Genomic DNA, 13,664 nt, shown 5'->3' on the forward strand with positions numbered 1-13,664 from the left:
CGATAGCACTTCTGATTCGATTTCCCAAATTCCCGCCAAAAATAATGACCCCGAGTTTGGAAGGCACCCCCTCCATTCTGAAAACGGTCGTCATGTCCCAGGTGCTTAGCAATGCGCGAGTGGGCCAACTGGAAACTCGACAAATCTCAAAATAAGTTAAGCGGCACTGAAGCTCTACAGCCTCAGAACGAGACGTTGAAAGCGAGCATCAGGCGACGTACTGCCGTTGGTGTGAACTCGCTACCACGAGGGGTACGCAAGCCTTTGGTGTTGAGGCAATCAGCTACTGACTGAAGCGTATTCACTTTGTTGTAAAGGCAGGCGAGCAGGTGGGGTTGGATGGTCGCGTGATGCGCGTTCACGTTCTTCATGCGTTGATCATTGGCGACTGTAATGTCAGCGACTGCACGTCCCTTGGCGAGTGCGTCAGACCTGTTTTGAACCTTCTGTATAGCAACTACATCACCATCGTCAGCACGCTTCTGAAGCGATGCCAGAGCCTCACGGGTACGGCTGGCAATGAACTCGCGTTCCTGTTGTGCCAGTGCTGCGAATAGGTGGAGTTCGAAGGTCTTTGCTTGCGGCATGGTGGCGACCTTGAATTCTGTCTGCTCCATCAATCGTGCAATGTGGTGGACCGAGCGTGAGAGTCGATCCAGCTTGGCAACTACCAGTTGTGCGTTCTCTTGCTTGCACAGAGTCAGAGCCTTTGCACCTTCAGGACGATCCTCAATAGCCAGCTTGCCCGATACCACGTCGATGAACTCGCCAACAATCTCCCAGCCATACTGATCAGCAGCACGAGTGATGTAGTCGCGTTGTGCATCCAAGCCCAGACCTGAATCACCTTGGCCCTTCGTTGACACTCGAATGTAAGTGACGACTTTCATTTGCTGATCCTTGGTGGACTGGCTGCCTGTGGGTCTATTGTCAAGCTGAGCGCCGCATTTTGTCAATTTGTAGAACGACCATTCTTGCAAATGATAAATTGTAGCTGCTCGAACTTCTTTGATGTCAAGGGGTGAAAGGTGCTGGTGCTCAACATCGGTTAACTCAAGGTCATCAAGCTGGAATCGGTTGAGCTCAACTGTAACGCCGTCGATGTAAGCCTTTGTCGACAGTGAGAGCCTAAAGTGATGGTTATTGCCGGAGCTTGAGAATTCCAGCGGTGATGGCAGACGCGTTTGCATCGAGAGTTTCCAATGCGGTGACGGCGTTCTCATGAGTTTCGATTGAGCCACCGGCTTTAGCCCATAGGGCCACTTCTTCGATTGCAGCGGCTAATGCGTGTTGATTGTATAGTAATAGCGTCAGCACGTCCGCAGTTGACACGAATGCATCGTTGTCGCTTGTCATTGTTACGATCCTTAGTGGTGAGTCGATGGCTGTTAAAACCTTGTTGTTCTTTGAAAGCATCGCCCAACTCGATCAGGCGTTATTTTTTCTAGATCAAAGCTCAGTTCGATCTGGTTATAATTTGAGAAAATAAAATAAACCAAAGCACAGAGGTGCAAAATATACGACAGGCTTTATCAGGCTCAGAATTTTAACCGTTAAATCCAGAAGGTCTTCACCTACGAAATTTTCTCGGCAGTCAGAGTGTATTGGTTCTGCGTCCGTTGTGAGCAGAGGCACCCAGTATTTTTCATAGAATGTTGGATGTTCGGACTCAACAAAGTAAAGTGAATGTCCTCCGGGGTGATATCGATTTATAAAGTCTCGCCCATTCTCTCTAGAAAATCCGACACGTCCCGCATCTCCCATCCCAATCAATAACGAGCGAGCAACTATTAAAACGCAGTCTGATGTACCGCATTCGTTAATAGTTACGTCGGATTTATTTACAATGTGATCAATGTTAGCTCCATGCTGAAGTGGGCTCCCGCACAGAATAATCCTCCGTATTTTTCCGTCAAACTCATTCATAGAGAGTGCTCGGGATAAAATGTAGGTTCCATAGCTATGAGCCACAATGTAAATGCTTTTTTCTGGGTTTTTATTGAGGACACCAATTAGTCTTCTAGCTATTTTGTCCGCTTTTCTGTCTCTTAAGTATGGTATGGAAAATGATATTAAGTCAAAAAAACCGTATTTCATTTCAACAGGTTCAAACTCTCTTGAGTACTTGTTGATCGCCTCTTTAAGTGTTTGTTGCCATTTCCCATAGGTTCTAATTCCATGGATTGTGATTAATAATTTATCTGTGCTGCTACTGATTATTTTTTGTTCTTGTCCGAGCACGCTATCAACGCAAACCATAATTTTTGTTAGCCAGTCGATGGAGTTCATCGAGGCTGGAATAACTACAGCAAAACGATGTTCAAATTTTTCTTTGTACTCCCCGATGTCCTTTAATTCTGCAGTCAACCCTATGGTCAAGTTTGGCTTTAAATATCGCTTATTTGGATTGTATATGTCCTCTAGGAGTTTGAGGCTGTGTATTGCCTGAGGGACGCCATCACTCTTTTTAGGTAGGAGTACATCCAGAATCATTAAGTCATAAAGCGCATGTAGTTCGAGCCTTGCAGCGTCGGCAGAATCACATACTGTCACAGAGACGCGACTCAAGCCTCTGGTCTCTATTTCTTTACAAATTAACTGCGTTCTCTTGATGTTGTCATCAACGATGAGGATTTTAATCATTCGGTAGATTCTCGATCACGGAAATTAACTCCTCCTTCCAAACAGAACTCGCAGAGTCAAAAAATATGGTTCCTTTGTAGTCGTTGCCGAACATTGCTAACAAGTCATTAATTTGAGAAAGGCTAAGTTTGTCTCTGCCATCGCTGAAATTTGAATAGCCGGTCAACACAACAAAGGGGGAAAGCTTGTTTTGTTTTTTTAATCGCGTAGCAATTTCTTTTCCTCCTAGAACTCTGAATCTACCACCATTCTCAGCCTCTGTTCTGTCAAATGTGGGCATGCTCATATCAAGAATAATCAAATCAAATTTGTCTGACGCCGCCAACGTCAATCCCATGTTGTACGACGCTGCTTCAAGTACAGTCATGTTTGAAAACTGCTTAACAAATTCGATTATTTTTTCACGTTTAAAGTGATTATCTTCCACTAACAAAATCTTCATGATTCAGCCTCACGATAACTGAGAAACGCCCTTGTTCATAAGCGATGTCAAATTCGAACCCTTTAGATGAGTTGCACAATAAGTTGTGAATTTTATATAATCCGGAGCCTCCTTCTTTTCGGCTTAGGCTAGAGTTGTCATCATTCCATTTTTTTCGTTGCTCTCGAATAAACTCTTCAGGGTTGGTGAACTTTGATGCGTCGGCGTAGTTGATAACAGTAATTGTGTCAGTATGGTCGTTTCGTGTCATCGATACACTTATTGATCTGGATTCGAAGTTGTATCTATAAGCGTTTTCTAATGCAGTAAATAATGCAACGAATAAAGCTCTAGCCTCGCGATAGCTCAACTGTAAATCCGATACATCCTGAGACAGCACAAGCTCAATATTTTTATGCTTGTAGAAAGAGTCAACCGACCTTACAACTGCTTCGATTATCACTTCTAGTGGTTCAAAACTTGTTCCTTCTTCTGCCCCCACGAATCTGAACCAGTTCAGTACAACTTCGACGCCGTTATTGAACAACGAGCGAGCGTCTCTAATCTCCTGCATCAGTTCATTCATGGGGATGTTACCTTTTGCTAGTATTATTTTTTGCTCTAAAAGGTCAAGCTCCCGCAATATCGTAACTTTAAGGTCATTATCAATTAGCGCCTGAGCTTCTTTAGCATGCTCATTGGTGACCTCCCACATAAAACTAATGAGGCTAGAAAAAAAATCATCAAAACTATTGTTCGATTCGACTATTTTTGAAATTTCGACAACGTAATTATAGTATGGGGAAAAATCAAATATATACTCGCCAGACTTTTTGAAGTCTATTCCGACTCTGAATCTATTGTTGATTTGTTTCAGCTTATTATCGGCGGCGTAAGAAAACTCTTTGAAAGCTTCATCTATCTTGTCCAAGGGGCCTGGCAATACATAGCTATAGCGGGCACGCCAAAACTCGTTGGATGAATACAGTCCGCCCTCGATCATCGTTATTAATTTGGTTCGCTCAAAGCAAGAGCGTAGCTGTTCTTCGAAAACAACATGTCGGATTTCGGCGCTCAGATATTTATCTAGTCCATAGTTCTCATTGAGTGAGAAGTCTTTAGCGATCTGTATAAATATTTTTGCCAGAATATCAGTTTTCTCGCTGGAGGGCGCAACTAATGGCACCCCGCCATCTGTCTTTTTATCAAGATCGAATATGTCTTTTGACGATCCTGCTGCGAGAATATCATCAAAGTCATCAAGAATGATTCCACCCTCAATCGATTTGATATGATCAAACATCGATCTATAAACACTTTTTCTATGAGTCTCTAACGCCTGAATATCTACGAATAGCTTGCCAGTCTCGATTTTCGTTCTGAACTGATCTGCGAATAGGTTTTCGATAATGCGAATTTTTTCTCGAATCAAATCACTACTTGAGTCATTGTTTCTCGAAATCAGTATGTTCAATATTTTAACGCGTTCGTGTATGACCTCAAGATTGCTATTGTAAGTTGCTATATTGTCCAGTTGGTTGGGAGTGCAAATGTTCCCTAGAAAATATTCATCAACGGCATTCAGCTCCAAACTTTCAAAAATCTCGGAAGGGCGATGTGTTTCGTGTATATCAAGCCACTCTTCAAATAGTTCCGTTTTATATTCGTCATACGCACTATTGATCTCGCGACCATAAATATCCAAAACTACAATTTCAGATATATAAGAGCCGTTGAAACCATTCGCTGAAAGATTCTCGATCTCGCTGCATAGCCGATTTATGGGCAAAAAGAAAAATGACACTTTATTAGCCAAATACTCTCGAATAGAAAAGTCTATAAGCTCTCCCCAAGAGTTGTTGCTGATATATGCTTTTGATTGCTGTTGGATGTAGTCAGATAATATCGGAAATTTATTCCGATCAAGTTCAAGTGCTGCCTGGCTTTCAAGATCGTATTTTATTGCTCGATGGTATGGGATTTCTTGTAAAGCGATGTCTTTGTTAAGCTCAAGCGTATAGTTTTTGATTTTTGCTTTTGGAGTGTTTTTTTCACCTAGACTTTGAATTACCTTCCGGCTCAGCTCTATACTTGCTGCCGGATGAACTTCACTCAAAATGGAAATCAGATGAAAACTCACGGACTTGCACCACGACTCGCTTCGAAATTTTATCAGTAAGCGGTTGAGGTAATCTATTTTCTCTCGGCTGGCAATATCAACAGAAACGATGTCTGAAAAAGCATTTGCAATTAGGCCAAATAACGTTAATCCAAAATCAAGCTTTATGTACTTTCCAGCTCTTGCATAAATTTCAAGAAGCCCGAATATATCAGGTGAACGCTGCTCTAACGCTTCATTAATAAACTCAATTACCTCATGATAGCTTCCCTTGGTATAAGCAGACACTACAGCTCCCACCAGCTTGCTTTCACTGAAGTCTTTGCAGTCACTCAGCAAACAGATCAACTCTTGGTCGTCTACCTCTACTACAATTTGTTTCACAATTGGCGCAATTTTATCCGGGATCGTTTTACCTTTTGCGTACATTTCGATAAGAACGTTTTTGAATAAAACGTACTGATCAAATATTGACTCATTTCTATAGTGATGCAGTACAGACAAATCTAATTCGCGTTCGGGGTCATAGCTAATGGGTAATGTCAGTGTCGATATACATGAAGCCCAATTGCCAGCCTGATCTTCTCCAGAATTACGGAACTCTGAAAGTCGTTCTAAAATGTGTTCAATAAAAAAATCAACAGAGTTGCTTTCTGACAAAAGAAGAAGATCATTAAGTTTGTTTTTGATCTCTTTTTGAGTGAAGTATTTTTCTATTTTTTTTAAATACTCTTTTGTGTCGCTTTTATCTACCTCCTTCAAAAGGTGAGCTCTATTCTCCATAGACCACCAACTAAGTGACATCGCATCCACTGAATCTAGAATACCGTTGGCGCTTACACTGTCGCTAGCTAGCAAGTGAACATTAAAAAATTCTCGCAAACGAACAAATTCATGGAGTTCTTTAATGCGATTTTTAAATATCCCTAACGTCCAATAGATGCTATTGCACTTGTCGATATATCGAGTTGTCGAATAAGAACTGTAGTAGTTGGTTTTGCTGTAGATTGGCAAAAGCGTTTTAGGAAGCATTTTATTGGATGCCAAACTCATGATTAGGTCTAATCGTTTGGCTTTATTGAGTTCTCCCAGTTTTCTCAATATATTAAAAGCTGGATTAGTTTTGTGGCTTGTGAGATATATTTTGGGGTCTATGGATTCAAGGTTTTTTTTCGCAGAGCTTTTCTTTGTCGCCATAAATTACACTCCTGTCCTACCCCAGTTCATCCTAAAAAATTATTATCAAATCAGAGCTGGCTTTTTACAAATATCCACCACGATTTTGCCACTCTCAAATTGTAAGTTCCAGCACTCTTCGGGGATTTATTTTCCGTCAACGCTCACAGCGTCGCTCCTTAAAAAGGAATCTAGTCAATACCAAAATTTCAGTCCGATAACAATTTTTCAAATTCTTCGATCAGGCTTTTCAAGTCGATTCCCAAGACTTTGCACAAATCGCGAAGCTGCACGATATCCAACCGACGTGTCCCACTTTCTACGTCACTCATGAAGGACTGTGGACGCCCCAACGCCGTTGAGCACTGGACCTGAGTCAGACCAGCCGCTTTTCTGAATTTCTTCAACAGCACCAATAGCACAGCGTGTTCGGGTCTATAGATCGTCTTGGACATGGCTGACTGGCTACGAGTGGAAAGCCTTCCAACCTATATCTGGTTTTCAGATATCTGAATTTGGGATAAATTCATTTCTCAAGGAACCCCATCCAAACCACCATCCATGTCGCAAGGATGAACCATGAACGAAAAGCTGTTTGTGCTGACCAGCCAGAAGAAGAACACGAACCACGTCTTACACCTCATCATCACCATTCTGACTGGAGGTCTATGGTTGATCGTTTGGCTGATCGTCACGTCAAACAAAAATAGCCACAACAAGAAGCTCGACAAGCAAATCAACCATGTCTTGAAATACAAGGAGCAGGGGCTGAGCGACGCCGACACCTACAAACAGGTCAAGGTGGACAAGGCGAATTCTGATGTAATCCAAGGGCGAGTGATTTTTGTCGTGCTGGTTGTCGTTTTCCTCTACTTCTACCTGCGGTAGCTATTTCGGTGCGATGCACGATCGATGCACGATGAGTGGGGGGACCATTCCTAAGAAGCCTTTTAGGATTGCTCCCCCTTGAGCGGTGTCTCAAGCTGCAATTGAGTCCCTTTTCCAATTTCTGATGGCCTTTGGGCTAACAGTTAGTCTGCGTGCAATCACCTTATCCGGAACGCCTTCTTTAACAAGGGCTAGTGCTGCTTGCTTTTGAGGGTGCTCCTTTCTCCTACCATCGAGTTTGACTGGAATCTTCTTGCTCAGAGACCAATCAATCACAGCATGAAGCAGATAGGTTTCCATCAGATACTGTGCAACTCGCTCGTCCTGTACATAAAACCGGACTGGACTTGTGCTGTCCATACGGCGGATGGCCGTTCGGGTCACCGCTTGCAGGGACGGCTCCAGTAGCCTGGTGGTGACGAATGCGGCCTGCATCACCTGCATATCTTGCTCATATTTTCTGCTCAGGTACTCCAGCCCCTTCATGTCTGAAGGACTAGGATTGCCACCAAATAGCAGGATGGCTTCCGTCGCGGAGTCGTATCCGTTCAAACCGCGACAATCCATGGGCACTTGCTGCACTCGCCCTTTCTCTTTGTGCCTGACCCATTTGTTTGCAAAGAGGAGCGGCTTGCTGCTGGTTTCCATGAGAATTGTGTCCAGTGCAAGGTCGTAGAGCTTGTTGTTCTCCTGATCGGCGTTCATCTTCGCTTTGCTGAAAATCTGACCCTTCGGCATGATCGGGTAGATAGTCACTGGGCTAGTGTAGTGTCCGCTCTCAGGTGCAAAAATCGACTCTTTGAAGGTAAACCCGTGGAGTCGGGCAAATAGCTCAAACTCGCCACCAGTGATGTTCGCAGCCAGTACATGCACTTCCTCTGCCAAGGACAAGACGTGCCACCAATCGAGACATTCCTCAACTGCACGTACGTGGCGAACGCCGTCCTTCTGAGGCTGGTCGATGAACACCGGCACTTCACACAGAAGCAGTCGGAAAATGTGGGCTGCTGAGGTACTTAAGGTGGAGCAGCCAATCCCCGCCGAATCTGCACGATTGGTATTCACTTGGTCGCTGACGATCTGCTTTGACTCATCCTTGATCCACAGTTGACCGTTTGTTTCTTCGGTGTAATCGAGCACGCGACTCAACTCTGTCGGATTCAGGGCGAAATCAGGGTAATCAATTACCTTGGGTACTTCGTCGATAACGAGAGTCCATCCACGCAGCAGCGAATGCTGCACTCGCCGAACGGCCTCCTGAGTGCAGATGATGAACGAATCACACTTATCTCGAAGGGCGGACTCCAGTTCAGGAGCAACCAGTTCACCACCCCGGTTATCGACTATGCGATAAGGGATACCGACACTTGAGGCGCGTTGTGCAATGTGGTCAATCAGGACAAGAGTCGGAAGGGCTAGGAGGACGTGTCTGCCTGCTTCCTGAATGGCTGGAAGGCTAGATAGCAGAGCTTCAGTTTTGCCTGCTCCGGGGGCAGCGATAGCGGTATAGATCGGTTTGATATGGGTGATGCAAGACATTCAATGTTCTCCTTTTCAAGTTCATTCCATTGGCGTTACCTCTGGTATTGCCGGTTAGTGTTGGTAAATGACGCCCACAAAAAAGCCTCTTCTAAAACGCTGTCGTAACAGTGTTCGTGAGAGGCTATTCGAGGTGTCGGTCTGTCCGTCGAGACAGGCGATCATCATACACTTTTTAGGTGAAAAGTCAATCCGCTCTATTGACTTTCTAAGTTTTTAAATTTTTCTAAAACCGGTTTCCAGGGAGGGAGAGCGCCTCCTGCTTAGTCCAGACAGCTATTCAAGCCCGTAAACACTTGTCGGAACGGAAGTGGGTGGTTGGAGCATGACGAAAGTGATGCAGTTTTGATGGGTTTATCGATGGTTTCTGTGACTGTGTAATTCAGCCTCAAAACCAAGCGGTTGATGCTTCCCCTCAAGAAAGTATGGGGAGTTTTGAGATTGCCGCCAACTTCTGTGCCGCACTCGCACCTTTTGAATATACGTCGTATGTCACTGAGCCAGTTTCGTGCCCAACCAGCTCTTTTGCCAAAGCGTCTGGTACGTCAGCCCTGATCAGTTCAGTAACTACTGTGTGACGGAAGCTGTGGAAGACGTGGAGCTTGCTGAAGCCTGCTGCTGTTCGCAATCTACCAAACGCCTTGGATATTGCGTGTGATCGTTTGCCGTACTTGTCGGCTGATTCTGCGGGGATGAGGAACGTATCCGTTGCGTCTTTACTGAGTCTATCTACAGTGGGCAACAGGCTTGGATGAATCGGCACTACTCGTTTGCTCGCCTTGCTCTTGCTTCGTGGGAATTCGAAGCACCGAACGCCATCAACAGTGATAACGCTGCCTTTGTTTAGTTGGCAAAGCTCTTCGATCCTCGCCCCGGTGTACCAACCGAGTGCGATGAGGTCTGCAAGCGGTTTGTCCCTGTTATCCAGTGCGGCTTGATGCAGCATGAGGGTATCGGCACGCGTGTACATTTCCCTTTCTTGGCCTGCTATCTCAGAGCCTCCGCCCTTTGGCAAATCGTGGCCTACGAACGGGTTTACCTTGTCCTTATATTCTTCACGCCAAGCCGCATCGTACTTCATAGCCCACTTCCAGAACGCAGTGCCTGCCATTAGGTACTGACTGAGGGTATTGGGTGCTCGGTTCAAGGACTTCAGCCAGCTATCAACAGTGTCAAAGCTGAGAGGCAGTTCCTCTTTCTTGAGGAAGTCTGACAGCCGCTCCATCTTCCCCACTTGCTGATCGACGTGCTTCGCCGCACCACCACGACTCTCCCTGAACTCTCGGTAGGTCTTCAGGCGAGCTTTGGTAATTGGTGATGCTGGTTTGTAGCTGGACGGGCTGCCTGTCAAGGCGTCCAGTTCTGTGCGTTGCAATGCAGTCAACTGATAGCTCTTTACGAGCTGGGCAGGAACCAGCCGTTTGAACAGGTGGGCAAGCTTTTCCTCGAACTGGATTTGGCCTGCCAGACCATTTTTCATTTTGTCGGTAACCAGTTTGGTGGCGAGCGCGACCACGTTAGGATCAGCCGCCATTTTCGCCAGCATTTCAGGATCAGCCTGTGGAAGCTCTGGCACTGTCTCCCCAATCAGTTTGCGTTTCTGTTGAAGTGCGATCTGGTCGAACTGCTCCAACTGAAAAATGACACCTTCTTGCCAGTCTTCGGGGAGTGCTCGTTTCTCGCGTGCTGCTGCAATCGCTGCTTTCCAGCCAGCCAGAATGCTCAGGCGTCGGGTCATGGCCTCAGACCGTAGTCCGGTCTTTAGTGACTGAATAAGAACGGACTTCCCACCCATAGCTTTTTGCACATCAGCAGGCACTGCCAGTCGCACATACCAAGTGGATTCGCCTTTCTTCTGAATCAGATTGTCTGCCATTGGAGCGCCGTGAAGTGGGGGAGTGGTACAGCGAATTGTACTACTCAATTGTACTACTATGCATGCTAAAAGCCCCGGAATACGGCGGTTGATGGTCGAAAGGGGTGTTGAATTAGAATCTCTCCTTCACCGCCAAATTCGATGTAACCAAAACCCCTGATTTCGAAAGAAGTCAGGGGTTTTGTGGTTTCTGGGGTCTGAGTTTCGTTCTACAGCTGCCACTGCCCACCGAATTACCTAAGACGTGTCTGAAGTTGGTGTGGGAAAAGTAACAGGCGTGTGGGACGTGATGCTGGAAAGCGGGCTGGCCGGGTGCTTTCATTGGTCCGGGCACAACACGAGCCGTTTTCGGTGGGGTATTCGGCGTGGCCCTCAAGGCACAGAATGAATGCAGGGACAGCGCACACAGCGGCCCGTTATCTGGAATGGATTCACGTTATGCAGGAATTCACTTTGAAACAGGCCGAGCTGGAAAAGGTTCATGTCGAAATCGTCAAGCTGATAGCCGAGCAGCGCAAACTGAACGCCGAAGCAGGCAAGATGACCCGTGAAACGTTTTGGTATCCGGTGGCTGTTGCCACTGGACTCATCGGCACTGTGGCCACCGTGACAGCCTTGTTGATCAAGCTTTTATAATCCCCCAATCCCAAGACTTGCTGTCACGTTGCCGGCGTTTGACGCTGTAGCTCAATATTTATCGAGGCAGCCTTAAGGCCGGTTGAAATCAATCAGCCAGCGGGCCATTCGTCGGGCATGCGGAAAACTGAATTACAAGTCCGGTAATGACCGGCTAGTCTCGAAAGCTTGGTGGTCGATATTTTTCGGGCAAATAGGGCTTGCCTGAGTCGATCCCGCTTTTGAGAGGGGTGAAATATGGCTGATCCGTATATCGAGGACGACGGCGCAGAATTTCCGATCAACAATTGCGTGCAGTGTGGCCAGACGCATTATGACGTGGGCTTTGGCGACGATCAGGCCAAGCTCGGGAAGATGAAAACCATGGTGCGCCAAGGGCCGAAGGCAAAATTCTTGCCCAAGGTCGCGGCCCCCACCAGGAAGTAATCACCACCAGACTAACCCCGCCATCGAGTGGGGTTTTTCATGCCTGAAGGGATAGTGTGACCGCGTGTGTTGGTCGTGTAGGTTTTCACAAAGTTTTCACAAGATCCTACGTAGTCTCAACTCATCCGTTAGAAAGCAACACCTGGCCCGTTCCCCAGCGGGCTTTTTTTTGCCTGTCGTAAAACCTTTTCCATAAAAACTGTCCAACCGACGCCAATAACGAGGCAGCGGAGGATTTTGTGTGGACGTTGCCTCTTCTAAAGCATTTAATCCCCGGCCTTTCGGTTTCTCTATTTTTTGAGGTTTTCGTCATGCGTTTAACACTGCCCGCTCTGGTTCTGGGTCTTTTGGTTGCTCAGGGTGCAATGGCTGCTGGCGATGGCACTGCCGCGCTGGGTGGCGGTCTGGGTGGCGCGCTGGGTAATGTGGTCGGCCAGAAAATGGGCGGCAGCACCGGTGCAGCGATCGGTGCCGGCGTCGCAGGCGCAGCGGGCAGCGCAGTTGCCGCACGTAAAGGCAGTCGCACCAAAGCCGCCATTGGCGGTGGTGTCGGCGCGGCCGGTGGTTCGGTGATCGGCAACAGCCTGGGCGGCAAGAACGGCGCGACTATCGGCGCTGGTTTGGGCGGCGCATTGGGCGGCGGCGTAGGCAGCAACCTGGCCAAAGGTCACAAGAGCCACTGATCCTTTGATCAGCTAAAAAAGCCCGGCACAGTGCCGGGCTTTTTGCTTTATGAACGTTTCTTCATCTAGAGCCTCAAATCCAACATATCCCCCGAACAATACGAGGCGTGCCATGACACCGGATACCAGCGGCAAGACAGTTGGATGCACAAGTACTCGACGTTTGACGTTGTCCGCGTTTGTTGTTGGATTGATGTTCGCTCAGGGCGCGATGGCGGCTGGCGACGGTACCGCAGCAGTGGGCGGTGGTCTCGGCGGTGCGCTTGGTAACGTCGTCGGCGGGCAAATGGGCGGCAGCACGGGCGCAGCGATTGGTGCCGGCGTGGGTGGCGCTGCCGGGAGCGCGGTCGGAGCGAAAAAAGGCAGTCGCACAGAAGCGGCGATTGGCGGTGGATTGGGCTCGGCGGGTGGTTCTGTAGTCGGCAATAGCCTGGGCGGTTCAACCGGTTCGACCATTGGCGCAGGTCTGGGCGGCGCGGCGGGTGGCGCGGTCGGGAACAATTTGGGTAGTGATAACGGCAGTTCCCATTCCGGTGGCGGCCACAAGCACAAAAACAAACACAGAAATAAACACCGCTGATTCGACTTTCAGCGACAGAAGAAACCCGGCCCAGTGCCGGGTTTTTCGTATCTGTGCGTAGGAGGTCGGAACGTTTGGCGGCGCGTCGCCTCGAACTTCATACACACCTTGAATGTTGAGAGGCACGCCATGACTCCCGAAACCGAAGGCAAGGAACAAAAAGGCCCGAGTGGGCTTCCGTTTATCAACGATCCGGGCAACGAAGATCCGGGTTCCCTGATGGATGACGCGACGGTGCCGCTCAATGATTCGGATGACGCCGGCGATGTGGGCAATCTTGAATATGAAGAAGAGGATGAGGACGAAGACTGATTGGGTTCGTGGCACGGTCGACCGATCGTCTCTTCGATAGAACGCGCGATAACGACGCCCCTCAAAATGTCAGGGCCTATTTTGCAGGCCTTCTGAGAGGTGCTTTATGAACGCTGATCCGAAAGACTCCGACATCGACGATACCCCTGAATATCCGCTGCCTTCGCCGACCGATTCGTTGAGTCGGGATCAACGTCCGCCGGATGATGACATGGCAGTTGAGCAGGTGCCGGCGGATGATGTGAAGCGGGGGGATGTTGAGGCGGACCCCGGTGATTCGGATATGGCTGGGGAGGATGGGTCGGGGGAGGCGAGTTGAAACTTAAGTAACCTGTCCCATCCGGCATGGCGAGCGTGATGTCGAT

The 13,664-nt window shown here is 47.7% G+C and carries 15 protein-coding genes; 7 read left to right on the top strand and 8 right to left on the bottom strand.

Annotation, left to right across the window (positions count from 1 at the left end; all coding sequences use genetic code 11):
- Positions 1-182: 182 nt before the first annotated feature.
- The 6 genes from EJA72_RS11520 to EJA72_RS11540 form a co-directional block, all read right to left on the bottom strand.
- Positions 183-1,190 (bottom strand): recombinase family protein, encoded by a 1,008-nt coding sequence (locus EJA72_RS11520; protein WP_306109991.1) that lies wholly within the window; start codon positions 1,188-1,190, stop codon positions 183-185.
- Positions 1,141-1,356: a hypothetical protein gene (locus tag EJA72_RS28955; protein ID WP_178129315.1), complete on the bottom strand. Its 216-nt coding sequence runs from the start codon at positions 1,354-1,356 to the stop codon at positions 1,141-1,143. Before EJA72_RS28955 ends, EJA72_RS11520 begins: the two co-directional genes overlap by 50 nt.
- A gap of 114 nt (positions 1,357-1,470) precedes the next feature.
- A complete protein-coding gene (locus EJA72_RS11525; protein WP_157711564.1) occupies positions 1,471-2,643 on the bottom strand; it encodes a response regulator in 1,173 nt (390 codons plus the stop codon).
- Positions 2,636-3,085 carry a PleD family two-component system response regulator gene (locus EJA72_RS11530; protein ID WP_157711565.1) on the bottom strand — a complete coding sequence of 150 codons (450 nt, stop codon included), beginning with the start codon at positions 3,083-3,085 and terminating at the stop codon, positions 2,636-2,638. The genes EJA72_RS11525 and EJA72_RS11530 overlap by 8 nt, the downstream gene beginning before the upstream one ends.
- Positions 3,060-6,380, bottom strand: coding sequence for a hypothetical protein (locus EJA72_RS11535; RefSeq protein WP_157711566.1), 3,321 nt, complete (start codon positions 6,378-6,380; stop codon positions 3,060-3,062). Before EJA72_RS11535 ends, EJA72_RS11530 begins: the two co-directional genes overlap by 26 nt.
- A 188-nt stretch (positions 6,381-6,568) precedes the next feature.
- Positions 6,569-6,814, bottom strand: coding sequence for a helix-turn-helix domain-containing protein (locus EJA72_RS11540; protein ID WP_157711567.1), 246 nt, complete (start codon positions 6,812-6,814; stop codon positions 6,569-6,571).
- Between the two features lie 124 nt (positions 6,815-6,938).
- On the opposite strand from EJA72_RS11540, the gene EJA72_RS11545 reads away from it, so the two are divergent.
- Positions 6,939-7,247, top strand: a complete 309-nt coding sequence (locus EJA72_RS11545) for a hypothetical protein (RefSeq protein ID WP_157711568.1) — start codon at positions 6,939-6,941, stop codon at positions 7,245-7,247.
- A 90-nt stretch (positions 7,248-7,337) separates the two neighbouring features.
- Here EJA72_RS11545 and EJA72_RS11555 read toward each other — a convergent pair whose 3' ends face one another.
- Positions 7,338-8,786 carry a DEAD/DEAH box helicase gene (locus EJA72_RS11555; protein ID WP_157711569.1) on the bottom strand — a complete coding sequence of 483 codons (1,449 nt, stop codon included), beginning with the start codon at positions 8,784-8,786 and terminating at the stop codon, positions 7,338-7,340.
- 415 nt (positions 8,787-9,201) lie between these two features.
- Positions 9,202-10,662, bottom strand: coding sequence for a site-specific integrase (locus tag EJA72_RS11560; protein ID WP_157711570.1), 1,461 nt, complete (start codon positions 10,660-10,662; stop codon positions 9,202-9,204).
- A 453-nt stretch (positions 10,663-11,115) separates the two neighbouring features.
- On the opposite strand from EJA72_RS11560, the gene EJA72_RS11565 reads away from it, so the two are divergent.
- From EJA72_RS11565 to EJA72_RS11590, 6 genes are all read left to right on the top strand, one after another.
- Positions 11,116-11,298 carry a hypothetical protein gene (locus tag EJA72_RS11565; RefSeq protein WP_178129289.1) on the top strand — a complete coding sequence of 61 codons (183 nt, stop codon included), beginning with the start codon at positions 11,116-11,118 and terminating at the stop codon, positions 11,296-11,298.
- A 237-nt stretch (positions 11,299-11,535) separates the two neighbouring features.
- Positions 11,536-11,724 carry a hypothetical protein gene (locus tag EJA72_RS11570; protein ID WP_157711572.1) on the top strand — a complete coding sequence of 63 codons (189 nt, stop codon included), beginning with the start codon at positions 11,536-11,538 and terminating at the stop codon, positions 11,722-11,724.
- Positions 11,725-12,035: 311 nt separating this feature from the next.
- Complete coding sequence (locus EJA72_RS11575; RefSeq protein WP_157711573.1) at positions 12,036-12,407, top strand: bacteriocin; 372 nt, start codon at positions 12,036-12,038, stop codon at positions 12,405-12,407.
- Positions 12,408-12,519: 112 nt separating this feature from the next.
- Positions 12,520-12,987 carry a glycine zipper domain-containing protein gene (locus EJA72_RS11580; RefSeq protein WP_157711574.1) on the top strand — a complete coding sequence of 156 codons (468 nt, stop codon included), beginning with the start codon at positions 12,520-12,522 and terminating at the stop codon, positions 12,985-12,987.
- Between the two features lie 129 nt (positions 12,988-13,116).
- Complete coding sequence (locus tag EJA72_RS11585) at positions 13,117-13,299, top strand: hypothetical protein (RefSeq protein WP_157711575.1); 183 nt, start codon at positions 13,117-13,119, stop codon at positions 13,297-13,299.
- Between the two features lie 106 nt (positions 13,300-13,405).
- Positions 13,406-13,618 (top strand): hypothetical protein, encoded by a 213-nt coding sequence (locus EJA72_RS11590; protein WP_157711576.1) that lies wholly within the window; start codon positions 13,406-13,408, stop codon positions 13,616-13,618.
- The last annotated feature ends 46 nt before the right edge of the window (positions 13,619-13,664 follow it).

Origin of the sequence: Pseudomonas sp. PB120, from assembly GCF_009761815.1 — a bacterium.
Classification (GTDB): Bacteria; Pseudomonadota; Gammaproteobacteria; order Pseudomonadales; family Pseudomonadaceae; genus Aquipseudomonas.